At 43.4% G+C, this 26,887-nt stretch carries 12 protein-coding genes; 8 read left to right on the forward strand and 4 right to left on the reverse strand.

The window, feature by feature from the left end; all coding sequences use genetic code 11:
- The first annotated feature begins 47 nt into the window (after positions 1–47).
- The 6 genes from I1A42_RS07575 to I1A42_RS07600 all read left to right on the forward strand — a co-directional run bounded on the left by I1A42_RS07575 (position 48) and on the right by I1A42_RS07600 (position 18,152).
- Entirely contained in the window at positions 48–1,730 is a 1,683-nt protein-coding gene (locus I1A42_RS07575) for a cyclic peptide export ABC transporter (RefSeq protein ID WP_196123101.1), read from the forward strand.
- 138 nt (positions 1,731–1,868) lie between these two features.
- Positions 1,869–6,617 carry a non-ribosomal peptide synthetase gene (locus tag I1A42_RS07580; RefSeq protein WP_196123102.1) on the forward strand — a complete coding sequence of 1,583 codons (4,749 nt, stop codon included), beginning with the start codon at positions 1,869–1,871 and terminating at the stop codon, positions 6,615–6,617.
- 501 nt (positions 6,618–7,118) lie between these two features.
- The gene (locus I1A42_RS07585) at positions 7,119–15,017 is read left to right on the forward strand and encodes a non-ribosomal peptide synthetase (RefSeq protein WP_196123103.1); all 7,899 of its coding nucleotides are present in this window, start codon (positions 7,119–7,121) and stop codon (positions 15,015–15,017) included.
- Between the two features lie 267 nt (positions 15,018–15,284).
- Positions 15,285–15,509 (forward strand): hypothetical protein, encoded by a 225-nt coding sequence (locus I1A42_RS07590; protein ID WP_196123104.1) that lies wholly within the window; start codon positions 15,285–15,287, stop codon positions 15,507–15,509.
- Between the two features lie 280 nt (positions 15,510–15,789).
- The gene (locus I1A42_RS07595) at positions 15,790–16,812 is read left to right on the forward strand and encodes an ABC transporter substrate-binding protein (protein ID WP_196123105.1); all 1,023 of its coding nucleotides are present in this window, start codon (positions 15,790–15,792) and stop codon (positions 16,810–16,812) included.
- Complete coding sequence (locus I1A42_RS07600; protein ID WP_161157895.1) at positions 16,812–18,152, forward strand: GGDEF domain-containing protein; 1,341 nt, start codon at positions 16,812–16,814, stop codon at positions 18,150–18,152. The genes I1A42_RS07595 and I1A42_RS07600 overlap by 1 nt, the downstream gene beginning before the upstream one ends.
- A 45-nt stretch (positions 18,153–18,197) precedes the next feature.
- On the opposite strand, the gene I1A42_RS07605 is transcribed toward I1A42_RS07600, so the two are convergent.
- Complete coding sequence (locus tag I1A42_RS07605) at positions 18,198–18,746, reverse strand: MSHA operon transcriptional regulator (protein WP_161157896.1); 549 nt, start codon at positions 18,744–18,746, stop codon at positions 18,198–18,200.
- 668 nt (positions 18,747–19,414) lie between these two features.
- Between I1A42_RS07605 and I1A42_RS07610 the strand changes: the two genes are divergently transcribed.
- The gene (locus I1A42_RS07610) at positions 19,415–20,569 is read left to right on the forward strand and encodes a GGDEF domain-containing protein (RefSeq protein WP_196123106.1); all 1,155 of its coding nucleotides are present in this window, start codon (positions 19,415–19,417) and stop codon (positions 20,567–20,569) included.
- 55 nt (positions 20,570–20,624) lie between these two features.
- Here the strand turns inward: I1A42_RS07610 and I1A42_RS07615 are convergent, their stop codons facing one another.
- The 3 genes from I1A42_RS07615 to I1A42_RS07625 form a co-directional block, all read right to left on the reverse strand.
- Positions 20,625–23,435 carry an Hsp70 family protein gene (locus I1A42_RS07615; RefSeq protein WP_196123107.1) on the reverse strand — a complete coding sequence of 937 codons (2,811 nt, stop codon included), beginning with the start codon at positions 23,433–23,435 and terminating at the stop codon, positions 20,625–20,627.
- Positions 23,436–23,517: 82 nt separating this feature from the next.
- A complete protein-coding gene (locus I1A42_RS07620; protein WP_196123108.1) occupies positions 23,518–25,401 on the reverse strand; it encodes an Hsp70 family protein in 1,884 nt (627 codons plus the stop codon).
- Positions 25,401–26,033 (reverse strand): DUF2760 domain-containing protein, encoded by a 633-nt coding sequence (locus I1A42_RS07625; protein WP_196123109.1) that lies wholly within the window; start codon positions 26,031–26,033, stop codon positions 25,401–25,403. Before I1A42_RS07625 ends, I1A42_RS07620 begins: the two co-directional genes overlap by 1 nt.
- A gap of 321 nt (positions 26,034–26,354) precedes the next feature.
- On the opposite strand from I1A42_RS07625, the gene I1A42_RS07630 reads away from it, so the two are divergent.
- On the forward strand, positions 26,355–26,885 hold the full coding sequence (locus I1A42_RS07630; protein ID WP_161157901.1) for a 3'-5' exonuclease: 531 nt from the start codon (positions 26,355–26,357) through the stop codon (positions 26,883–26,885).
- The last annotated feature ends 2 nt before the right edge of the window (positions 26,886–26,887 follow it).

Genomic DNA, 26,887 nt, shown 5'->3' on the forward strand with positions numbered 1-26,887 from the left:
CAAACAAGGTGGCATTGAGCCTGATAAAAAACAACGGAGGTGAAAAGATGATTAGGACCATTATGATCCGTTGTAAATGGCCCAGTGTTTTCGCCATAACGTTAAGCAGTCTTGCGGCTCTTGCTGGGCTGGGAATGCTAAACAGCATCATTATAAATTTGATGGAACTCATGAGCAGCCATCAAGTTAATCGCGTCGGCTTTATCATCTTTGCTATCGCTGGGATTGGGGCATTACTGTTTGGATTAGGGAGTAGGTACGTCACCGCTAAGTTGAGCGCAGATGTTGTGTGTGAGTTACGCGTTCAACTGACTCAACGCTTAATGTGTACACCCTATTCCATCGTTGAGACGTTAGGTCACCAGCGAATTTTATCGGTCATTAATTCCGATGTGGCTAAATTTGCAGATGGATTGCTGCGAATTCCCGATTTTATCTACAGTGTCGTTACTGTGGCACTTTGCGCAGGGTATTTGGTTGCGTTGTCCTGGCCGTTGTCTCTTGTCGTTTTTGCTTTTTTCATTATATGCGCGCTAGGTGTGCAACTTTTTTCCCGTGCGGGTATACGTCAGTTGCACATTTTACGTGGTCATGAACAAGATCTGTTTGATGGAATGACGACCCTTGTAAAAGGAATGAAAGAATTCAGTATTAATGTTAATCGACGACGCTTTGTGTATAAAAATAGGGTTACTCGCCACTGTAAAGACATTAAAGAACATCGTGTAAAAGTATCTTTTATATTTCCAATGCTAAATCATATCTCAGATAAATTAGTATTATTCCTTGTGGGTTCTATTATATTTTGTGCGGGAAATTATTGGTTAAACACATCGTTTAACATAATTATTGGCTTTATTTTAACAATACTGTATATGGTAAAATATATCGATAATCTGGTCGGATCAATTAACAGATTGGGTGATGTGTACTCTTATTTTAAGAATATTGAAAATCTAGGTTTAAGTCATGCAGCTAATTTTGAGACACATATCCAAAATAATACAAAACTAGTTGATATGAAACAGTGGAATGAAATTAAAATAAACCAATTATATTTTAAATATAATCGTATCGATTTAGATGAATACTGTTTTTCTGTTGGACCTATTACAACACAATTTAAGCGCGGTGATGTGGTGTTTATTACTGGCGGTAATGGCTGTGGTAAAACAACTTTCGCCAAATTGATGTTGGGGTTATATCGACCAACTAAAGGCAGTATTAGTGTAGATGGTTTACCTATCTATCATCAGGATGAATGTGAGCTATATCAACAACTTTGTTCTGCAGTGTTAGCGGATTTTCATCTGTTCAATCAGGTTCTTGGTGCTGATGATGAGCCAGCTAATGATGCGGATATTATGCCGTATTTACAACGGCTAGAAATGGATAAAAAGGTTTCAACACATCATGGTTGCTTCTTGTCAACGTCATTATCTCAAAGTCAAAAAAAGCGTTTGGCTTTGATAATGTCGTGTTTGGAAGACCGTTCTATATGTGTATTTGACGAATGGACGACTGAGCAAGATCCAAAGTTCAAAGAAATTTTTTATACTGAAATAATACCGCAATTAAAACGAAAAAATAAACTGGTTATAGTTATAACTCAGGATGATGAATATTTTGAATTGGCTGATCAACTGATCCGACTTGAAAGTGGTCAGCTTGTAAAAGATATTCATCTAGAGCAAAGTGAAATTAATCTAAAGAAATATTTTGTTAAATAATAAATATACTGTCTAGCTGGATAATTAAATTTAAAGATTATCCAAAAAATTGGAAGTAACGTTTCTGGCTTAAAATATTTGTCTTTTTGTGCAATACAAAAGGGCCCTTTTTAATTGTTAAAATGCGGGTTATCTAAAATGGAAAATCTGAATCGTTTATCACAATTACGTGATGAAACGCAGGCAATGCCTTTGTCCTCTGCTCAACAGGGAATGTGGTTTGCCCAACAGCTTAATTTAGAAGCGAATCCCAAGGTATTCAAAATTACTGAATATTTAAAAATTGATGGGAAAGTGGATGTACAAATTCTACTAGATGCGTTCCAGCATACCCTGAGTGAGACAGAATCTTTTCAACGCATTTTTTATCATACTCAATTAGGTCCACAACAGCAGACAGTGGAGCACCAGCCTTATGTGATCCCTGTTATTGATTGCAGTGAAGCGGCAGACCCAGAACAGATGGCAGGAGAGTGGGTCGAGCAAGAAAGTCAACGTTATTGGGATTTCGACCATGACCGCCTGTTTTCGCTCGCGGTATTAAAAATTAGTGATGAATGCTATTGGTATTTTGCTTGTGCACATCATCTTATTATTGACGGATTTGGCGCGCAGTTACTTTCAGCACGAGTGGCTGAACTATACAGTGCCATGGTTGCTGGAGAGCCGTTGCCTGAATGTGATTTCACTCCGTTAACCAAAATTCTTGATAGCGAAGAACGTTATCGCTCCGCGAAGGCTTATCAAAAAGATCGCCAATATTGGTTAGATCAAATGCAAGGCAAACCGACGCCACTGAGTCTGTCCGATAAACGTGCCGTGTGCACTGATATCTCGCGTCGTCAATCGTATTTGCCTGAGGAGACTCACCAAGCTCTACGTGCATTAGCCGCTCGTTTACACACACCATTACCGCAATTATTAATTTCGTTGACGGCACTCTTTTTACATCGAATTACCGGTGAACAGGATCTGTTAGTGGGTTGTCCTATGACCGGTCGTAGCAACAAAGTCGCGCGCCGTTATGCCGGAATGATGTCTAACGTTTTACCTCTTCGCTTAGCGATTGAGCCGAGTGCTACTTTGGCTACGTTAGTTGAACAAGTACAGGCGCGAGTTCTCAGTACGGTTCGTCATCAAAATTATCGTGGAGAAGAGCTTAGTCAGGAGTTAGGTCTTGTGAATTCTGACGATGCTCTGGTACTGACTCATATCAACATTTTGCCGTTTGAATATGATATGACCTTTGGCGGGTTACCCGTGCAGGCTAATAACGTATCACTGGGCCCATTAGATGATCTATCGATTAACGTGTGTGATCGTGGAGAAGAGCAAGGCCTCGAATTATGTATTGATGCGAACGCAGCACTGTATGATGACGCAACGCTAGATGCGCACTTTAATCGTCTGTTCCGCTTTTATACCGCAGCGACACAAGTACCGCTTGAATGTGAGTTGGGTGACTATCCAATAATGACCTCTCGTGATATCCAACTGTGGGAACAGTGGAATGATAAAGTGGAATATTTTGGCCCTCATCAACCAGCGTATCGCCTTTTTGAACAACAAGTTGAATTACGTCCTGATGCGATTGCCTTATCAGCAGAAGAGGGAATGTTAACCTATGATGCGTTGAATCGTCGTTCTAACCAACTTGCTCACTATTTGCGTGAACGTGGCGTAGGTCCTGAAGTCAAAGTTGCGGTGTGTTGTGATCGTGGTTGGGATTGGTTGATCGCTTTGCTTGGCGTGTGGAAAGCAGGGGGAGCGTATGTGCCGATTGATCCTGCTTACCCAATGGAACGCATCGATTATATTGTTGAAGATTGTGCCCCTAAATTTATGATCTCTGATGGCATTGTGTCGTTTGAAGAAAGCCAGACTCCGGTTGAAGTCTTGCATATGTCTGACGATGAAGTGTTATGGATGTTTGGCAGTGAAGAAAACCTCACACACCCTGAATATGAACCGAATCATTTGGCCTACATCATTTACACATCCGGCTCGACGGGCAAGCCGAAAGGGGTGATGGTAGAGCATTGCACGCTAACAAACTTGATTCATTGGCATAATCAAGCCTTTGATATGGGCGCAAGTAGTGCGACCTCAAGCGTGGCGGGAATGGGATTTGACGCTACCGTTTGGGAAGTATGGCCAGCACTGTGTGTCGGCGGGCGGTTATGTGCACCCAAATTGGCGGTCACGCGCGATCCACAACAACTGCTGACTTGGTGGGCTGAACAGCCGGTTGATGTTAGCTTTCTTCCTACCCCAATCGCGGAGCTGGCTTTTGCTCAAGATATTGCACCGCAAACACTGAAATACTTACTGGTTGGTGGTGATAAGTTAACGCGCAACGCCCCCGAGCATGTAAGTTATCAGTTGGTGAATAACTACGGACCAACAGAAACAACCATCGTCACGACGTCGGGGCTAATGAAAGGTGCAGATGTATTGCACATTGGTGAGCCGATTGTAAACAGTCGTATTTATATTCTCGATGAGCGTCAAAAGCGTGTGCCTTGGGGCGTGACTGGTGAAATCTATATTGGTGGTGCCGGGGTAACACGAGGGTACATTAACTTGCCAGAACAAACAGAAAGCCGCTTCTTAGCTGACCCGTTTTCGGAGTTGCCTGGTGCTCGTATGTATCGCAGTGGAGATCTTGCTCGTTGGCTACCTGATGGCAATATTGAATTTCGTGGCCGTAATGATAGCCAAGTTAAAATTCGCGGTTTCCGGATTGAATTGGGTGAGATAGCCCATGCCTTGCAAGCGTGTCCTGACGTTGAGTTGGGCGTAGTGACTGTCGATAAAGAGAGTCAAGATCAGCGGATTGTTGCGTACTACACGGTGAGTCAAGAAGCACAGCAACGTCCTAGTCCCAAGTTGTTGAATGAGCAACTGACTGAAACTCTTCCTGCTTATATGATGCCTTCTGCTTACGTGGATTTAGAGGTGATGCCTTTGACTGCAAATGGCAAGGTGGATTACCGCGCGTTACCTAAACCGTCTGAAGACGCCTTTATTCATCGTGAGTACGAGGCACCGATTGGTGACGTGGAAAATCGTTTAGCGATTGCGTGGCAAGAGCTGCTGGGCATGGAAAGCATTGGTCGTCAGGACAACTTCTTTGAACTAGGTGGCCACTCATTATTGGCGGTCCAGCTAATTGAAAAACTGCGCCAACAAGGGGATGAATTGGCGATTAAATCGCTATTTACTCACCCAACGTTGCAACAGTTAGCCACCCAAATTAATAGTGACGACTCATCAATAGAGCAAGAGTCGAATGCGCTCGAACAAGCGCATTTAATGGCTTTTGGTCATGATGTTGCTGAGCAAGGAATGGAAGACAGTGCTGGCACAGAAATGACCCAGTTACAGAAAGACATTTTGCAGTATCAAGCTTTGGCCGAAAAACAAGCTGAACCTATGATTGCCATGCATGAGCGTTATAGCCAAGCCCAGTATTGGGACCAATTTATTACCGCTTACAATGAAACGGGCACTCAAGCTCCTCTGTTCTATATCGGTCATGAACATATCGATGCAGAGTGGATTGCTCAGTTAGGGCACGCAATCGATTCGGATGTGCCGTTTTACAGTTTATGCTTAACGTCATCGGTGTTACCTAACTTACATACGATGCAGAAGATCGCTGAATATTATGTTACTGCTGTTCGTCAGCGTCAGCCTCAAGGCCCTTACCGCCTGATTGGTCATGGCATTTGCGGTATGGTGGCATATGAAATTGCAGCGCAGTTACAAGGTGTTGATCAACCGGTAAGTTATTTAGGATTGATTGATTGTTGGGGCGTGACAACGCAAGTTCAGCAAACTCAGTTAAGGGAAAAGGCTTCAACGCCGGTGGTATTTGGTATTGATAGTGTGACTGGCAAAGAGTGGGTCAATCATGAGTATCAGATTCATCGTCTCCCGCTCGCGTTAGATCTGTATGCATCAGAACCGCAACAAGGCTCAATGGGCTGGGAACACTATTTTGCACCAGAGCAATTAACGGTAACGCCGAGCACGGTCGCGACAGATGTGGCTCAAGGGGTCATGCAGTACTTAACGACTAATCCGATGGTAGCCAATTTGGCTGAGTACAATCCTGTTATTCCGTTGCAAACAGGAGATAAGAAAGGCGCTATTGCGATTTGTATCCCTGGTGCTGGGGACAATGTCTTTGCCTTTGTTGATTTAGTTGAGCAATTAGATAGTGCAATGACAGTATACGGTTTACAGCCGCGTGGAATATGGGGCGATCTGCCACCTCATACATCAGTACAAGCAGCTGCTGATTTTTATTTGCATGCCATTTTGCCGCACATTGAGGGGAGACATGTGCATGTTATTGGTCATTCGTTTGGTGGTTGGGTTGCCATTGAACTTGCGCGTAAACTTGAATCTGTCGGTATTCAGGTTGATGAACTCGTGATGGCCGATACGCAAGCGCCTCAAGCGATTCAGCGCGAATATACGGATTTAGAAGTGGTAGCCTATTTAGCTGGATTAATGGAAATGCATGGGGTGAATCTATCCATGACATGGGAAATTCTCGAAACGTTGGAGCCAAACCAGCGCATTGAGAAAGTTTATCAGCAATTGTTACAGCATCATATTTTACCTGTTGCAACGACCAAAGAGCAGTTTATGGGCATTGTTCGGGCATTTGCAACTAATTTAAGAACTGGGTATCAACCTTCGCAATGGCCAGGAGCTCCAACGCGACTATTATTGTCCAATCAAACGATGAGTGAGCAAAATGTTTGGCTAAAACATTTACCGAAATTAGAAGTTGCCCATTCACCTGTTAATCATATGCAGTTATTGAAAAAGCGCCATATTCGTCAATTAGTAGAACTTATTCATGTTGAATAAATAAAACACATAGTACTGTAAAATATAATTTTAATAGTTTTGGTTAATAATTATTTATGTCAACTTGATAATAGATTAATGTTATTTTGTTTATACGAATAAATTATTAATGGTATTTATTGTTACTATAAAAAATGAGACATTGGTCCCATATGTAATCTTGCTATGTAATAATTAAAGTATGAAGTATTAATTATTTTATAAATAGATTAATATATAGATAGTTTTATATATTAATACTGAATTGTTTTTTAACTATATGATTATTAGATAGTTATGCCTATTTGGGGCAGGGTGTTTTTGTGCCTGAATATGGTATAAATATAACTGTTTATAGTCATGAATAGAATGATTATAACGTATGCTATCTAATTTAAACTATTCATCTTAGATAAAAATACCCTGCGGGCATTGTTCTGTGGGGTATTTTTGTTTGTTATTTTTAGAGCCTTTTATTTTTTAAAAGACTAACTTTAATTGCGTAATAGAGAGTCTAAATCTATGATTGATCTGAATCGTTCATCTAATAATTTCGGTGAACAACAGAGCGTTGCATTACCTTTAACAGCAGCTCAACAAGGCATTTGGTTTGCTCAACAATTAAATAATGAGGCAGATGCAAAAGTCTTTAAAGTTATCGAATATATTGAAATTAACGGGCCGATAGAAGCGCCTCTTTTAGTTAAAGCCATTCAACATGTACACAGTGAGACTGACGCGTTGCAGATGAATTTCACTGTAGCGACTGGCGGTGATGTCTGGCAAACCTACCATCCACGCTCGTGTTTGGTCGATGTGGTTGATGTGAGTGATAAGCCATCACCACAAAACGCTGCTCAAGCTTGGTTGGATCACGAAAGTCACCGCACTTTTGACGTGCACAATGGGCCTTTGTGCGCCTTTGCTGTGATTAAATTAGCCAATGACCGATATTGGTACTTCTCCTGTGCCCATCACCTTGTTATGGATGGGTTCGGAGCACGTCTTTTTTGCTCTCGCGTTGCAGATGTTTATACTGCGCTTGCTCAACAACAAGCCGTACCCGATTGTCCGTTTACCCCATTGCATGATGTAATTGAACTTGAAACGCAGTATCAGGACAGTCGCCAATTTAGCAAGGATGAAACCTATTGGTGTGAGCAAATGGATCATCGTCCGGCTGCGCTAAGTTTGTCAAATCGACACGAGACATGTGTTGAAATCGTCCGAAGACAATCCTATCTTCCCCGTCGTCTCCATCAAAAACTTATCGCGCTTGCTCACACTTTACACTCTCCTTTACCCCAACTTCTTATTACACTCAATGCGCTGTACCTTGCCCGAATCACACACCAACAAGACGTGGTGATAGGGTGTCCGATGACCGGACGCCGCCAAAAAGCCGCGCGTTTGTGCCCAAGTATGATGTCAAATGTCTTGCCATTACGCCTAACCATATCACCGGAATGTTGCTTAGCAGAGTTGGTTGATCAAGTTAATGCTAAGGTGATGAGTATGGTTCGCCATCAAGCCTATCGCGGCGAAACGTTGGCGACGAAGCTCGGATTGGTCAGCCAAACGGAATCGCTGTGCTTAACGCACATCAACATATTGCCTTTTGATTACACGATGACCTTTGCGGGTCATTCCGTGCAAGCCCATAACCTGGCGCTTGGGCCAATAGAGGACTTAGCGATCAATATTTGTGATCGTGGTGAACAGAGTGGGTTAGAGCTGTGTCTTGATGCTAACCGTTCGCTTTACAGTGATGAAGAACTAGAGGCTCGTTTCACACGAATTATGAGTTTTTATGAGCAGTCTGTTGAACAAGAACTGACGACAAACATTGGGGTGTTCCCAATTTTGTCTGAGCAGGATAAAACCCATTGGTCTAAGAGTAATGCGACTGAACTGAATTTTGGCGCGTTTCAACCTGTTTATCAATTGATAGAACAACAGGCACAGCACCATCCAGACCTAATTGCACTTAAAACAAAACATGACGTTGTCACTTATTCTCAATTGAACCGTCGAGCGAACCAATTAGCACACTTTTTACGTAACGAGGGTGTGTGTGCTGAACAGAAGGTGGCGGTGTGCTGTGACCGTTCTATCGAATGGGTTACGGCCTTATTGGCCATTTTAAAAGCAGGTGGTGCCTATATTCCTATCGACCCAGCTTATCCAAATGAGCGCATTGAGTACATGCTTGAAAATAGTCAACCTAATGTGCTCATTACAGATGGGATTGTCGATTTTTCGGTAATGCCGTATCAGCAGAGTAACGAGGTTCCGTTAATAAATGTTGTGCGAGACAGTGCACAATGGTCCCAACAAAGTGAACAAAATCTCGATCTATCCGACACCAGCTCGCATGACTTGGCTTATATCATTTACACATCGGGATCAACGGGAAAGCCCAAGGGTGTGCAAGTAGAACATCATACCTTGACCAATCTGATTCATTGGCACAACCACACGTTCAATGTTAAACAAGGCACTGGAGCATCAAGTGTTGCTGGAATGGGATTTGATGCTGCTGTTTGGGAAGTTTGGCCACCTTTGTCTGCTGGTGGATGTCTGCATATGCCATCGGTCAGCGTCAGTAGTGATCCACAACAATTGCTCGATTGGTGGATCGATCAGCCGATAGAAGTTGGATTTTTACCGACTCCGATTGCTGAATTGGCCATGGCACGAGATATCGCGCCAAGCACACTACGTTATTTATTGGTCGGCGGGGATAAATTGACACGTCACCCAGCCGACGATAAGCATTATCAGTTGGTGAATAACTATGGTCCAACTGAGACTACTGTCGTTGCTACCTCTGGGGTAATGAAATCATCAGGGACTCTCGATATTGGCGGCCCAATCGCCAATACAAGGATTTACATCCTAGATGACAGATTGCAGCCGGTGCCGCTTGGTGTCACAGGCGAAATATATATTGGTGGTGCGGGTGTCGCACGTGGCTATCTTAATTTGCCGGAGCAAACTGAGCAGCGCTTTATTGCTGACCCTTTTACGCACTGCTTAGACGCAAAAATGTATCGCACCGGAGACTTAGGTTGCTGGCGTGACGACGGCACTATTACTTATCAAGGTCGGAATGATAGTCAGGTCAAAATACGCGGCTTTCGAATCGAATTGGGGGAAATTGCCAACGCACTTCAACAGTGTGAGGGTGTGGTCAGCGCGGTAGTGATCGCGCAAGGGCAGCACGAAGATAATAAACGTCTGATTGCTTATTATACCAGTGAACAATTGGCACTCGATAATCAGGGGTTACAACAGCATCTTAGTCAGCTGCTACCCGGTTATATGGTGCCAGCTGCCTATGTTTATCTCGCAGATATTCCATTGACTGCTAACGGTAAAGTGGATTATCGGCAGTTGCCAGAACCTGATACTAGCGCATTTATTCAGCGTAAGTTTGAAGCGCCCGAAACAGAATTAGAATGCCTGCTAGCCAATATTTGGCAAGACTTATTAGGCGTAGCAAGTGTCGGGCGTCATGATAATTTCTTTGAATTAGGCGGACACTCACTACTGGCGGTTCGGTTAATTGATCAGTTACGCCAGCATGGGTATTCGTTAGCGATTAAGTCACTGTTTACTTATCCAACCTTAGAGCAGTTGGCTAAGTCGTTAGCCGCATCGGATCATCAAACGCTCTTTAACCAAGTTCCTGAGAACAAGATACCCAAAGGGTGTCGAACCATTACACCAGCATTGTTGTCTCTGATTGAATTAACGCAAGAACAGATCAATATGGTCGTGGAGGCCATGCCGGGTGGTGCGGAAAATATCCAAGATATTTATCCGCTGGCTCCGCTGCAAGAGGGGATATTATTCCATCATATGTTGGCAGAAAAAGGCGATCCTTATATTACTCGGGCGATTAAGGCGTTTCCTGATCGTTCTGCCCTCGATGCGTTTGTGCACGCTTTACAAGCTGTGATTGAGCGTCATGACATATTACGTACGGCCATTTTATGGGACAAACTAGAGCAACCTGTGCAGGTGGTGTGTCGCCATGTTGAGCTGGACGTCGACACTTTATATTTCGATGAGCAGGATAAAGTAGCAGCCCTTAAAGAGCGCTTTGATCCCGACATTACCCGAATTAATGTGCAAAGTGCACCGATGATGGAGTTGCACGCGACACAAGACCCCGACAATGAACGTTGGCTCTTATGTTTAATGATGCACCACCTGTGTTTCGACCATACAACGCTCGAATTGATGATGGAAGAGGTACAAGCACACATACTTGGTTGTGAAGCACAATTACCAGCACCACTGCCATTTAGAAATTTTGTCTATGAAAGCCGCAAAAATATCGATATTGCTGCTCAAACAGCCTATTTCAGCGAACGTTTTGCTGATATTGATGAACCTTGTGCCCCCTTTGGTTTATTGGAAGTGCAAGGCAATGGTAGCGATATTAGTGAATTACGCGTACCGCTCAATGACACATTGGCAAAAGAGGTACGCAAAGTGGCTAAGCAAACGGGCGTCAGTACCGCAAGTCTGTTTCATTTAGCCTGGGCGATGGTGTTAAGAGCAGCAACGGGAACCGATGATATCACTTTTGGTACGGTATTATTTGGACGAATGGCGGCTGGCGATGGTGCCAACCGTGTATTAGGGATGTTCTTAAATACGTTACCGCTAAGATTACAACTCGAGGCGCTGACTGTTACACAAGCGGTATACGAAACGCATCAACGTTTGGCAGAACTGTTGGATTATGAACATGCTTCGCTTTCTTTAGCCCAACAATGCAGTGGGTTAAGTCAGCAAACTCCGCTGTTTAGTGCACTGATAAATTATCGCTACGATGGAGGAAGCAGCCAGCTAGAATTTGAATCTGCACCAGTGGATTTGGTTTACGCAGAGGAGCGGACTAACTATCCAATGGTGATGTCGGTCAATGACAATCCGGGCAAGGGTTTCTCGTTAGATCTGCAAGTCGCCGCACATGTTGGCTGTGAACGGGTGAGTGATATGGTTATCATGGCCTTACGAGGTATTGTAGAAAGTTTAAGCTCTGCTCCTCATCTGCAACTAAACCAAGTGAACGTGTTATCGCAGCAGCAGGTACACACCCTCGTTAACGAACTAAATCAGACCCAATTGACGTTAAATCCGAGCGATACGTTAGTGAGTTTATTTATCCAGCACGCCCTGGCATATCCGAATGATGTTGCCATTATTACCGAAACAAAACAGATAACTTATGGTGAATTGGAGCGCCAAACCAATCAATTGAGTCGTTATCTACGAGCACAAGGCGTCGATAAAGATCAACGTGTAGCTGTCTGCTTTGATCGCAGTGTCGATTCTGTATTAGCCATGTTAGCCGTTCTTAAATCAGGCGCCGCTTATATCCCTATGGATCCTCATTATCCCGCTGAACGTCTGCAATATATGGTCGAAAACAGTCAACCCAGCTTGGTATTGACCGATGGTGTGATTGATTTAGGCGCGGTGTTAGTGCAGCAAGACGTAGAGATCGTGAATACGCTGCGTGACACGCAATGGCAAAATGAATCCAACGCAGGCTTACCACATCATGTTGAACCTGATGATCTTGCCTATATCATTTATACCTCTGGTTCTACGGGCAAGCCGAAAGGTGTCATGGTTGAACATGGTAACTTAAATCATCTGATTCAATGGCATAATCACCGTTTTGCGTTGCAGCGTGGTACTCATGCTTCTGCCGTTGCTGGCGTTGGTTTTGATGCGAGCGTTTGGGAAATGTGGCCGCCGCTTGCGGTTGGTGGCACGTTGCATCTGCCATCAATAGCCGTGTCACGCGATCCAGAGCAGTTAATTGCTTGGTGGCAACAAGCACCATTGGAAGTCGGGTTCTTATCCACGCCGATTGCTGAATTAGTGCTTAAACGTCGTCTCACTCATCCATCGCTACGGTACTTGTTAGTTGGGGGGGATAGACTCAATATTGCGCCCCCAGAGCAGTGCACCTATCAGCTAATCAATAACTATGGACCAACGGAAACCACAGTGGTGGCAACCTCTGGCGAAATTACGGCAACGAATAAAACCTTAGATATAGGTCAGCCAATCAGTAATACGGCTATCTATATTTTGGATGCTCATGGGCAACTATTACCACGTGGTGTCGCCGGGGAAATTTACATTGGTGGTAAAGGGGTTGCTCGCGGGTATCTCGATTTACCCGAAATGACGAGTCAGCGGTTTTTACCTGATCGATTTAGTACCACGAGCAACGCGCGAATGTATCGAACTGGAGATTTAGGTCGCTGGTTAGACAATGGCACGATTGAATATTTAGGTCGCAATGATAGCCAGGTGAAAATTCGTGGCTTTAGGATTGAGCTGGGGGAAATTAGTGCCACATTAGGTACGCATGGTGGCGTTGAAGAAGCCGTCGTTACTGTAACGCAAACAGACAATAAACAACTTATTGCCCACTACGTTGGGCAGGCTCAAGCGTCTGCGCTTAAAGCCTACCTTACCGCGCGTTTGCCAGAGTATATGGTGCCAGTGGCTTATGTTAAGCTGCCCGCTTTACCATTAACCCCGAACGGTAAGCTCGATTATCGATCGTTACCTCATCCGCAGCAAAGTGACTTCGTCACACAAAGATATGAGGCTCCAGAGGGAGAGGTTGAAATTCATTTAGCTCAAATTTGGCAACGTTTGCTTGGTGTTAATCAAGTGGGTCGTCAAGATAGCTTTTTTGAGCTTGGCGGTCACTCAATGTTGGCTGTGCAATTCTTAAATGAAGCGCGTCAGTTGGGCTATGAATTAAGCCTATCGTCACTGTTTACTTCTTCTAAGCTGGTGGATATTGCCGATTCTATTCAACGCCAAGGTCAGCAAGCGGATACTGCAGTGGCACTGAGACCGATAGAGGGCGATCAACGAGCGCTATTTATTGTGCCGGAAGCCAGTGGGGAAATGATGTATGCGCCTTTATTTGCTGCTTATATCGATAGCGATATCCCCGTTTACGGTTTGCAAGCGCCAGATCGTACAGAAGCACCATTTAAAACTGTTGAAGCTGCTGCCGCTCGATTTGCCCGTATTATGTGTCGTACTCAGCCTAAAGGCCCGTACCGTATGACGGGAATCTCTCTTGGCGGTACTTTGGCTTGGGAAATTGCTAAACAGTTATTAGGTCAAGACAAAGAAGTGGAATATGTAGGTATCGTTGATACGACGGCGATTAAACCTCAGGTGGCGCGCCACCAGCAACGTGATTCAATGACCGATGATCAACAACTGCGAGCAATGAGCAAAGAAGTGTTCGATGGTCTAGCGGCGGATATCTTGAGTTTAAATGAAGATAATACCCCAGAAGACAACGATAAAACTTGGTTTGATTATTATCTTATGGCTGCAGAAATGGGCATTCTTCCTTCAGGGTGGAGTGAGCATTATTATCGTCAATGGTTGTTGCATAGAGAAGGGATTTTAGCCGCTGATTATCAATATCGTTCTTTACCTTTGGAGATGGACTTACTGATAGCGGAACTGCGCCCTGAGCATGAAACAGCTGAAGACGCCCGATTCCTGTGTTGGGATCGCTTCATGGAACCGGAAAATATCCGTACGGCGTTAATAAAAGAAACGAACCACTATCACGTGTTCGTTGAACCTTATATTGGCTACATGGGGGAAGCCATTTCTCAAGGCATTCACCAGCGAGAAGATGAAGTTATCAAGCAACGGCCACTAACGCAGGATAAAGGCTATCAAGCGATCACCGTATTGCAATCATCTTCAAGTGCAACCAAGATATGTGTTTACCTTCTGGATCCGTGCGCTTTAGTGACAGGGACGGATAACATTGTGCAGCAGTTTGATGCTTCATGGAACGTCATTGGTATCAATCCACGCGGTATCTATGATACTTCAGTACCTCACACTACGGTTGACGCCGCCGCATCTTGTTACTGGCATGCGTTACAAGCGAATCTCTCTGTTGATTTACCGGTTACCATTATTGGAGAACACCAAAACGGCTGGATAGCTGAGCAATTAGCCCAACTGATGGTACAAGAACAGCGTAATGTTGAAACGGTCTGTTTGTTGAATCCACCGCAGCAAAGTACGTGTGATGTGACAAATCTTGAGGCGATGGCATGGTTTGTCGCGCAAATGTCGATACTCGGGCGAGTAAGTGGTGTGACCGAAAGTGATCTACAACAAATCGATCATCATGAAAGAGTCGCCATGTTGCATCAAATGTATGAGTCTCAGTTAACACTCGACCAGTTTGAGCGACTGCTTTATGTTGTGGCAACGCAACTACGCATGCCAAATATTGGCTCGGCGAACAGTTTAGAAGTAAATGATATCGCGATATCTAAACTGACGGGAGTTACTTCAAAGCTGATTAACCAATTGGTGAAAAACTAAGTAGAGATGGGAGTAGTGGGTTGGCCATTACTCCCTTTCATTGTTCATCATACCCACGTTGATTTATTGTCTCACCTCCGGTGATAGTTTTAATTAATAGACAAAGCTCTTGTTTCTACTATATTTATACTATACGTAAGTGACTTTCTGAGGTTACTTACTTATCGATACCTTTATCTAATACTGTTTTTTTATACAGTTTACTGTTGACACTTTTTTATACAGTTGTATTCTGTACGTATGTACAGTGGTAAAGGAGGTAGCTATATGTTGTGGGAAACCATGGAACGCGTTAACCGCCTGCGCCAAAAGGCGATGTCAGATCCAGAATTTCTTGAATCAGCAAAAGAGCATGAGGACACGCTCAAATGGGTTGAACAAGAATTTGAACCCAAACGGTACCGAAGAGAAAAGGTTAAGAAAGCAAAAACGCTGGCTGATATTTATGAGAAAGCGGCGTTTGGTGACAATCCATCGGGTACAGAACATTAATATTATTTAAGAGGAGCTCATATGAGCTCCTTTTTTATTTTATTTATGACACCAAAAAGTAGATAAAATGTGTGGCGCGATTTATTCGTGGGAGTCATTTCCAGATTATATGCTGCTAGTTCAATATTTTTATGTCGCTCGTTGCATTTGTGTCTTAAATCTATGAATTACCCACTTTGGGTTATCGATTTATAACTTTGGTAGTAGCAGACAAGCCGATCCTTACTAAACTAATTTCAAGCAAAGCTAACTTTCACTCTGGCTAGTGCGTGAGGTAAGCATGACACGTCGACAAGTGATTAAACTTGGGTGGCTCATCGGATTATTGGTCATTATTATTGCAGTCTTAACGATACGAAGGCTGGGAGCGCCTATTGGCAATAATAAACCTGTTCAATCCCAGCCCATCAAAATTGGCGTGTCTCAAACTCCTCTTTCTTCACCACTTATCGTCGCCAAAAGTCTTGGTTTGTTCAAATTACAAGGGCTCAATGTTGAATTAGTTCCATGTAATGGCGGAGTGGCATGTGTTAATGACCTCTTTAATCACCATGTCGAATACGCTACCGCGTCTGAATCTGTGGTGATGTTTCGCAGCTTTCATCGCGACGACTTTGCCATAGTGACGAGTTTTGTGAGCTCTGATAATGATGTCAAGTTGCTGGCATTTGCCCACAACGGAGCAGAACACATTAGTGATCTGGTGGGTAAAAAAATTGGGGTTATCAAAGCCAGTGCAAGTGAGTTTTATTTAGACTCAGTGCTTATTGCATCAGGGCTGAATACCGACGAGGTAACTAAAATTTACTACCCTCCTGAACGTTTGGATCAAGCATTGATTAACCATAGTGTTGATGCGATTTCGGTTTGGGAACCTTGGGGATACAAAATCAAAATGGGGGTTGATAAAGAGGTCACGAATTTAGGCTTAGCAGGCATATATGATTTATCCTTTAACCTAATCGCAATGAAGGATGACACTAAACACAGACAAGCGCAGGATCTTGCCATCTTGGAGGCATTGAGGGCTGCTAATTTGTGGATAGATCAGCATCCGGATAAAGCGCAGCAGGTCATAGCAAGTAAATTGGGGTTAGAACAGCGTCAATTGGATTGGTCTTGGCAAGATTACTCATTCCGTTTGTCGTTGGGCAATTCAATTCTGACAAATTTAGAACTACAAGCGCGGTGGGCGATGGATAATAAATTGGTTTCTGGAATGATGCCAGACTATCGTAACTTTTTAGATTCACATGCTTTAAAGCAACTGATTCGGCTTGAGCAAGGTGAGGTCGTCAAATAATGATCAATTCCATAACAAAAAAATTAACGATTTTGTTTGTTTCTGCCATCTTACTCGTTGGGTTTATTGCTTTTTCTATCGGTAATTTGTGGTATGAACAAAATACAACATTTGTCGAGTTACAACGGATTACTGAAATTCAACGAGATGTAGACGGATTACGCAGTCAATTGTGGGTTTTTCTACAATATGACGATCAAAAAAGTTTAGAACAGGTATACAAAGCGCAAAAGAAATTAGATGCAACGTTAAAATCACCAGTCGATGTGACCTTTAGGGTAGATAAGCTGATTAAGATGAATAACAGCTTAGCCACGTTACTAACGCAAGAAAGAACCATGGTGGCCCGAGATAAAAGGTTCGTGACATCTTCTTTAACCCGATTTGTTGGTACCAGTGAACTGTTACACTCTCGATATAATATGATTGTACAAAATATGACTGAAGAGCTCATTTATTTACAACAAATGGTGTTAGAAAAGAGCAATAAAAATCAAAGTTTCTCTGTCGTCTCTGCGTTAATACAACAGGTCATATTAGGGGTTATCGTATGTAGCCTTGCTTTTATGATCCTCAGAAGATTCAAACACGGTTTCACGTTAATGAAACAAGGTATATCAGATCTTGCCAAAGGCGACTTAGACAGCCGTTTGTCACACCACAATTTGGATTCAGAATTTGTTACCTTAGCTAAATTCTTTAACCAGATGAAAGTTTCACTACAGAATACGACGTATTCGAAAGAAGAACTTCAAAGTGAGGTAGAAAGGCAGACTTACAAACTACAAAAACAGAAGGAACGACTACGGTTTTTGTCAGAAAAAGATGCGCTGTCTGGCTTATATAATCGTCGCGCACTGAAAGATAACCTTAATAAAGCGATTATTCAGGCAAGACGTACTCACTTAAAGTTGGCCGTGTTGTTCATTGATCTGGATAAATTTAAACACGTTAACGATAATTTTGGTCACGATGCCGGAGATAAAGTGATCGTCACGATTGCAGAACGGTTAAATGCGAATCTGCGTGAGTCTGACTTTTGTGGTCGTTTTGGTGGTGATGAATTTATTGTTTGCCTTGACTTGCTCAATGATTACCAAGGCGTTAAAGAAAAGGCATTACAACTTATCGATGAACTGACTCAACCAATCGAATTAAAAGATGGCTCAGTGACGAGGGTTGGTGCAAGCATTGGTATTTCTCTCTATCCGTTACAAGGCAATGATGCTGTGCAGCTTATTAAGGCTGCCGACCAAGCTATGTATCAAGCAAAAAGCAAGAGGGATGGTTCTTATTGCTGTGCTCTTATGGATGAGATCGAACAAGCGCAGTTGGGGTAACCCAACTGCGCTGTGTCACTTAGCTTAGCAAGTCATTAAGCGATGTTAAACATCTGCTTTTTTAACGTAATAAGGATTAGAAAATTTCTTCGGTGCGCCTAATTCGGAGTGCACTAACTTATTCCATAATGTCTTATCAAATGTGCCTTTCGGAATCGAAGGGTAGAGTGTTTCTAGCTCTTCCCGTGCAAGATTTATAAACTCTTTCTTTTTGATTTGGTTGTAGCGTTTAACAACCCGATTATATTTACGCATCCATTCTAATTTAAACGCTTTTAAACGTTGCTCAGCCTCTTCCAGTGGCATTCGAGACAAATAAATACGTTTATAAGCCACTTTACGATCAATCATGGTTAGAATAGTGGTCTGAATATAACGGCCATGATGGGTAATGGATATCTCTTCTTCTGTAAAGGGAACAAGACACCAGCCTTTAGGCAGAAAATCATTATTACGATACTGCTTATTGCGTTCTGAAAGTGCTTTATGAAGCACTAAGTCTGACGTACCTCTAAAGGTCGCTTGCCATTTTGCGATGCGTACCTGAATTGAACCGGGTAGTCGATAGACATTGGTAAATTTATCTGGACTCATTGGCTGTAACGGATTTGTTTTCGTTAATGAAAAAACCTAATCACAAAATGTGAAATGATCAGGAAATAGTAAATAAAGCAATGACGGTTAAATTAGAGAAATGGAATCGTGCCATTGCTCTTCATTCTATCTTAGTTATTCTTACTCTGTGTGAGCGAGTTCGCATATTCTAAATCGATTAATCATTCAATTGCGAGTAAACGAAGAATTAATTGCTCGTCATTGTATTAAAAATTAAATAATTCTCAACTATAGACATTTATCTTTCGGTAACGTTCCCATAATCAAGTTGCGAAACCTTAAAGTGATACTAACGCATTTGCTTATGGATTCAGTGAATAACCGTGTAAAGATTCTGTTATTTTTATCAATATACTCAAATGATCTTATGACATGAGATTTATAGGGTCTTCAATAAGTTCCGACCAAATTCAATGATGCCACTAATAGTGGCTCTCTAGCAACGTGTGCTATCAGTAGAATAATGGCCAAGTTTGTCAATAATCAGAAGTGAAAATTCATTCTTTATCAGTCAATTGTCTCAATAACGTATCAGTTTTTACAAAAATATCATTTATTTCATTAAAATTTGGGAAAAACGTCATGTTTTTGTGTATGATTAGCGCGTTTTTTATCCATGTTATTGATATTTGTGTTTTGGGAATGAAATGAACTTGGCAGACATCGATGTACTACGCTTAGCAACGGTAATCAACAACTCGCTATGTTGTTTTATTGCCTGCATATTTTTGCTTTTACTACGTGGTCAGTTCACCCAGCATAAACGCATGGCTGCGAACTGGTTTATTATTTACTGCTTTCTTTTTGGAATTGCTTACGCTTCAACTTTATCACGAGAGTGGATTGATATACGTATCGTTGTCATGATAAATAACTTTGCCTATCAAACGAATACCTATTTAATGCTACTTGGTGTGTTGTTTTGGTACGAACGAAAAGCATGTTGTTTCGTTCGCCTGTGTGCAGTAGTTCATGTCTCCTTATTTACCACATTTATGTATTGGATGGTTTTGAAACATCCTAACCAATTTCATGTGCGCGTATATGTTGCGGGTGTAAGTCTGGCTGTCGTATTCGGCTATGCCGCATACGTCGCTTACAAAAACCGTACTCCAGGAAAGTTAGCGGATAAGGTATTGACCTACGGGTTATTGTCCTCTTCTGTGATGAGCTTGCTACCGTCACTGTGCTTTTTTATTTCAGAAAAACCGATTTATTTTGTTGGTGGTGTGATTGTTGCGCAAAATGTTGTCACATTTATCCAGTTAGCATCGATATTGTCACTATTATTATTCGATAAAATAGAACTTCATTATAAGCAGGCGATCCACGATAAGTTAACGGGGCTATACAATCGCCACTATTTTGAAGAACGCGCCAAAGATGTATTGAGTCAAAATCTCGGCCCTTACTATATTGCGGTTATCGATATCGATCATTTTAAGCCAATCAACGATCAGTATGGCCATTTACAAGGTGATATTGTGTTAGAAGAAGTCGCCCAATTGTTGGACCTCACTTTTCAAAATGATTTGGTGGCAAGGTTTGGTGGGGAAGAGTTTGCCATTCTTTTCCATCAACAAAGTTGCTCACGGGTGTATGCAAAATTGTCACAGTTTCGTTCTGAGGTCGCTGCGCATCAGATTCCTATCGAAGGGGACATTGTGCAAATTACGGTAAGTCTTGGTGTTGCGGAATTAAAGAGCAATCATTTTGAGCAATTAGCACGCAGTTTCGCTAAAGCAGATGAAGCACTATATGAGGCAAAATCCCGTGGGCGTAATCAATTAGTTTGTTTATAGAAAAAAGCCAAGTTTAGACTTGGCTTTTGGGTAAGATTGGTAGTGCGATATACGATTACTGCAGGAGAATTAATCCACTGGGTAAAGCATCACCATAAGCACGTTTCGACTCACTTTCACTCAGTTCTTTGACCTCGCTGACTAAACTATGCCACGATTCAGGCACTTTACTGTGCGTGAGTTTTTCTAACACTGAATCACTCAGGTCGTCGCGAATATCCAGTGTGCGATCGCCCGTTTTACGGCACATCATCACGGTAGCAAAGGCGATCATCTGTTCTTCATTCCAATCTTGTTCGAGTAGCTTAGGTAGCCACTGCTCGATTTGTTCTCGGGGAATAACATTATGAGCACTGCCATACAGGGGTACACGAGAGCCTAATCGGCCTAGTGCCCACCAATGTGCAGATTGAAACTCCGTTTGATTAAGCGCTTTTTTCATAAACCAAGTGGCAAGCAATACTTTATCATCGATTTCTAAATGCTCTAGTGATGCCGCAAGTCGTACCATAGCTTCGTAGCTTTTGTCTTGGGCATCTTTCCCTGTTTTCGCGTTACGAGCGGCGCCAGGATGAAGATATTTAGCAATATCAGCCAATAGGGTTTCTTGCTGTTCTTGATCTAAGCCTCCAGCAATACGTCGCCAGAATGTCCACCAATCACTCCACGATGCATGGCTTGGAAACTGTAGGCCTTGCTGATAAATCGGCCATATCTGTTCAAGGCGCCAACTGTCGGTTGGGGCACCAAACCCTGGACGTAAGGTATAGCCTGCTAATCTAAACCAATGTTTTTCATGTTGTTCCGAGCGACGTCGACGCTTACGCCCCAGTGCAAAGGTATCAAACAGATGTCGTAGCGTTGTAAAATCCCACGTCTCACGTTTTCCTAATGTTTTCTCTAACGTTTTATTAAGCGTCTTAATTTCTTTAGGGTCGGCGCTCGTTTTGTTACCACTATATAAGCGGCTGATTAACTCTTGGGCGTGTCGTACTTGGTTAGATATTTCTTGTTGGTCGAGCGCTAAACTGTCGCTGTGTTGACCACGAACTTCAAATTCGAGCGACCATCGTTGATTGTCATCTTCTATACTGACACATTCCATTTTTAAGGTGCCCACTTCTGTTAGCTGACATGCTAACTGTACTTCAACACGCTGTTTTTGGTTGGCTTGTAACTCTGAGTTATCGTCGCCAGCTAACGTAGTGATATATGGAGGCAGAGGCTGAAATTTATCGGCATCGACGGGCGTTAAAAGACCATTTTGTACTTTAGTGCCTGGTTGAATTTCATCATGGGTTGACGTCAGTAGGTTAAAACGTACTGGTTCGCCTAAAGTGAGTGAAAAACGTCGACTGGTTAAACGAATTTCCTGACTTTCTTCGGTTCCTTTCGCTAGCAAACACAACGCCTTGGAGCGCTGCTTTTTCTCTGGAAGGTGAAGGAAATAAGAACGAGCTGCACCACCACCTATTTTGAGCTGTGCACCGCGCCTAGCTTTGCCATATGCCACAGCCCCTAGGGCTACAGACCAATCCGGATGAGGGTTGTCTAATACATTGACCTCTTCGCCACGCCAGTGACTCAATAGCTCAGTTAAACGTGAGCGGATTAAATCACTATTGAATACACCGCCATTAAACAGTAATCCAACAGGTACTGCAGGTTTGGTATCGTCGCTATGCAGCGCTTGGCGTGATACCGCTTGGTGTTGATGAATAAACTCGGCAATATGTTTACTGACGGCAGGATCGGCAACATAGGGCAATCCAAATTCAACCATCGCACTGCGGCGTTTGTCTGGTACGTCGTCAAGTTGGCTGATCGGGAAAAACCCTTCGAGAGCGATTTGATGAACTTCCTGTTTAGATAACTCGACACTTTTGGTGCCACCAAGGAGTTTTGAACCACTGCCAAGCAGGGTGATTTTAACCTGCTCAGGTGCATCAGATGACAAAAGTTGCTCTTTGGCTTTACGGGTTTGCTGAATCAGTTTAGTTAGCGACGCAGCGTTAAGCTTTTTGTTTTGCTGAAAGCGTTGTTCGGATAGGTGGGCTAATGCTAAATCCAAATTATCCCCACCCAGCATAAGGTGGTCGCCAACGCCAATACGGTCAAGGCTTAACGAATCGTTATTCATTTGTGCACTGATCAAGCTTAAATCTGTTGTCCCGCCACCTACATCACAAACTAAGATGAGGGGGACATGACTCAGCTCTTCTTGCGCACTGTCTAGATGGCGTGCATACCAGTCGTAACAGACGGCTTGTGGTTCTTCTAATAATAAAATATGAGCTAAGCCAGCCAGTTTAGCCGCTTCTAAGGTAAATTTACGAGCGGATTCGTCAAATGAGGCTGGCACGGTTACCACGACCTCTTGTTGCTCCAGTGGGTGGCTAGGGTGGCGATAATTCCACGCTTGGCGAATGTGATTTAAATAACTGGCGCTGGCAATAATGGGGGAGACTTTATCCACATCATTCGCTCCAGCCCAAGGTAATATAGGCTGTGTGCGGTCTACGCCCGTATGTGATAACCAACTTTTGGCACTGGATACTTGGCGACCTTCGACTTTCGCACCGAGCTCACGGGCCCACTCACCAATAATTGCATTGTCTAAATCACCCTCCACGGGTTGGTTGTGCCAGGGTAATGTGGTGTCGCTGGGAGAAAACTGATGGTGTGCTGGATGGTATCGAAAGGAGGGCAATAGTGGTTTACGTACCACTTCGCCTGGCCCGATTAATTGGTCGATAGGAAACAGTTCAACTTGCTGTTGCTGCAGGTTATCGGTCAACTCACAAAATGCAACTACCGTATTGGTTGTGCCTAAGTCAATGCCGACAAGAAATTGGGGAGTTGTCATAATGACCTCGTTAATTGGTGACACGAGTCGGTTGGTATACCCATAAAATAAACGGCGCCATAAAGGCGCCGAAGATCATTGATTAAACGTCTAGATCTGAGCCTGACTCAGCGACATCACGGACATCAAACTCGACATGCCAACGTTGTTGGTTGTCGACTGCGACAGCGTGAAGTTGAAGTGTACCTAGCTCTGTCACTCTTGATTGTAGAGTAACAGGGACCACTTCGCCTTCATGACGACCTTCTGAGACGGGGAGAGTGACTTGGATTTCGGGTAACTCTTCAAGCTCTTGTGGCGTCCAATAATCAAGGTGGGTACCGGCTTCATCATCTCGACGTACCGTGGAACCATAAAATTGGAAGTGAACCGGCTGACCGATAACAAGACCAAATTGCTGGCTCGGTACGTTAATTTCACTGCCTTCTTCCATGCCAAAGGGAGCCACACACAGCGCTTCCATTGGTGCTGGCATACCTGGGATGGCAGGCATTGCGCTTTCAATTCCCACGTAGTATGAAGAGGCGATACCCCCACGAATACGTACACCGTCACCACGGCGAACCGAACCATAATAGGCCGCACCGCTCGCAACAGAAAGATCGAGGTCTGAGCCTTCAAGCATGATGGCATCTTCTTCAGACGCTTCAATTAACCAACTGTTAATTGTGGTCAGTAAGCGTTCCGCCAGAAGTGATGATTTCAGCACACCACCATTTAGGAGCACCTTATTAGGTTTAATAAAATCGGCTGGTGGGGTTGGCATACCTGGCATCGGGAAAGGCATGCTGTCCGCTTCACTTTGACCACCTTGCGCATTAGCCTGTTTGGTCAAGAATGCAGCGATGTGACGTGTGATACCAGCGTCTTGCGCATAAGGTAGACCCATCTGAGTCAGTGCGCCACGAGGTTTTTGAATTGGGTGATCATTAATGGTCACCAGAGGGAAGAAACCTTCCACAATGGTTTGTTCCACTTCTTCACGGGTCAATTCGGTTTTTAACGTACTACCAAGCAGTTTTGAGCCACGGCTTGGTACGACAATTGGCACAGATTGAGTGTCATTAACACTGAGTAACGTTTCTTTTGCATCGCGGCAGGCGTGAGACATGGCTTGAATTTGCCAAGGTTGCAACTCTTTACCTTGCTGCGCCAATTTCATTTTCAGGCGATACGCTAAGGCTAAATCCATGTTGTCGCCACCAAGTAGGATATGTTCGCCTACAGCAATTCGGTTAAGCGCTAAGTTACCATTTTCCTCGGTGACTTCGACCAATGATAAATCGCTGGTACCACCACCAATATCGATAACAAGAACGATGTCTCCGACATTAACCTGTGTACGCCAAGCATCTTGAGTGTGATCAATCCAGTGGTATAACGCTGCTTGAGGTTCTTCTAACAGCGTAATATTGGTTAAGCCAATATTACGCGCTGCTTCTGCGGTAAGATCACGCGCCGCTGGGTCAAAAGAAGCGGGAACCGTGATAGTGACATCTTGGGTATTCAATGGATACTGCGGATTTTGATGATTCCATGCCTGTTGCAAGTGATCAAGGTAGAGCTCGGTCGCGCGTAATGGCGATACTTTTTCTACTTCTTCAGGGCTACCTGCTGGCAAAAATGCTTGGCGACGGTTCACACCGCCATGGCATAGCCATGATTTTGCACTTGCCACTAAACGAATCGGTGTTTTTGCACCGAGGTTGCGTGCAATGGCACCAACTAGAGCGTTAGGTTCATCTGTCCATGGTAAGCGACGCGCGTTAGTCGCCATTTCATGTTCATGGGGTTGATATAAAAAAGAACCTAATTGTGAGCGGCTTTCGACTGTACCGGGGGCTGTCATTTGTGCGATAGGCATCACCTGTACTTGAGCGCCTTCTTCTTGAAGATTAAGGTACGAAAGAACGCAGTGTGTGGTGCCTAAATCGATACCGACGCTAAATGTCGCTTGTTGATCCATTACAACTCTACCTCTGCTGGTGCAACGATAGAGGCGTCATAGTTTTCAGCTAGCTTAGGCAGATTGACCTCTGTTGCTTGCCAACCTTTGTGAATCAGTGTGCCCGTAAAAGGAGCCTGACCGGTTACATTGCCTGTTAGTCGTACAGATTGAGGATTAAACCCTTCATTTATTGTAACGCGAGTCTCTTCTTCTTCGTTACGTACTGGCGCAAGCGTTAAGTATTCATCCAATACTTTTTTACCACCAGAGTGGATCACGCGTGCAGCGGCGCCCACTTCTTCATCAGAAAATTGAGTCACATCTTCTTGTAAAAAGTCGATAAGACGAGCCTCTTGCTGGAACAGTGATAATAGTTGTAAAGCTGAATCAGTAGGAGCTGTCGCAAGTTTAGATTCAACTTCGACCACTTTCTCTACCACTTTTTCAACTTCGACGACTTTTTCTACTTCAACAATTTTTTCAACTGGTTTCTCAACTTCGACGATTTTCTCAACTGGCTTTTCAATGATCTTTTCGCTGACTTTGCCTTTTTTAGCGATCGCGTAGATAAATAGAGCAACAGTAGATGCAGCGAGTCCCGCATGTACCATATCGAAGGTGGTTGGAATCAAAGTTAAATCGAAGTTCATTTTGAATTCTCTACAGATTTAAGCTGCTAGCGTAAGCTCAACGTTTACGGTAACAGACAGATTATTCATGGGATAACTATGCGCTGATAGTAACATATTCCACTTATGACGCGCGGAGAAATTCACTCAAACCTGACGAATTGAGGTTGATAGCGTATCTTTTAGACATATCTGCGATCTTGGTTATGCTACTTTTTGGATAAATGGGCCACAAGTCCATCTAATTTGCGCGGATATTAGGTTAATTGAGCGTTGGATTGATAGAGCGTCTCAGGTAGAATCGTCCCTTTTTAGAATGTTATGAAAGGATTGGATTAACCGATGAACCATAACCGTGTCGTATGCTTCGATTTGGAAATGTGCTGTTGGAATGAAAACGGAGTAGGTAGCACCGGGGAAATCATTGAAGTTGGTCTAGCTGAGGTTGATCTCAGTGCTGGAGAAATTGTAAAACGAGCGCAATATTACGTAAAACCTGAACACGATGACATTTCACTGTTTTGTGTTGAGTTAACAGGAATTACACCACGTAAAATTGAAAAACAGGGGCGACCCTTAGCGCAAGTGATTCAATCTATGATAAAAAATTTCGGTGGTCCAAAGAAGATTTACGCTTCTTGGGGGCGGGATGACTTAATTCTTCTTAAAGAATGTGAAGCTAAAGGGATTGATGCGCCATTTAAAGAGTTCTTGAATTTAGCGACGTTGTATCGGATTCAACACCGATTAAAAGACAAGCGTATTGGCCACCGTGCTGCGCAAGAGTCTTTAGGTATCGACTGGGAAGGTCGTCAGCATAGTGGGTATGTTGATGCTTATAATTTGGCTAAGCTTGCTTTGGCGATTCTTTAATA

Source organism: Vibrio nitrifigilis (genome assembly GCF_015686695.1).
Lineage (GTDB): Bacteria > Pseudomonadota > Gammaproteobacteria > Enterobacterales > Vibrionaceae > Vibrio > Vibrio nitrifigilis.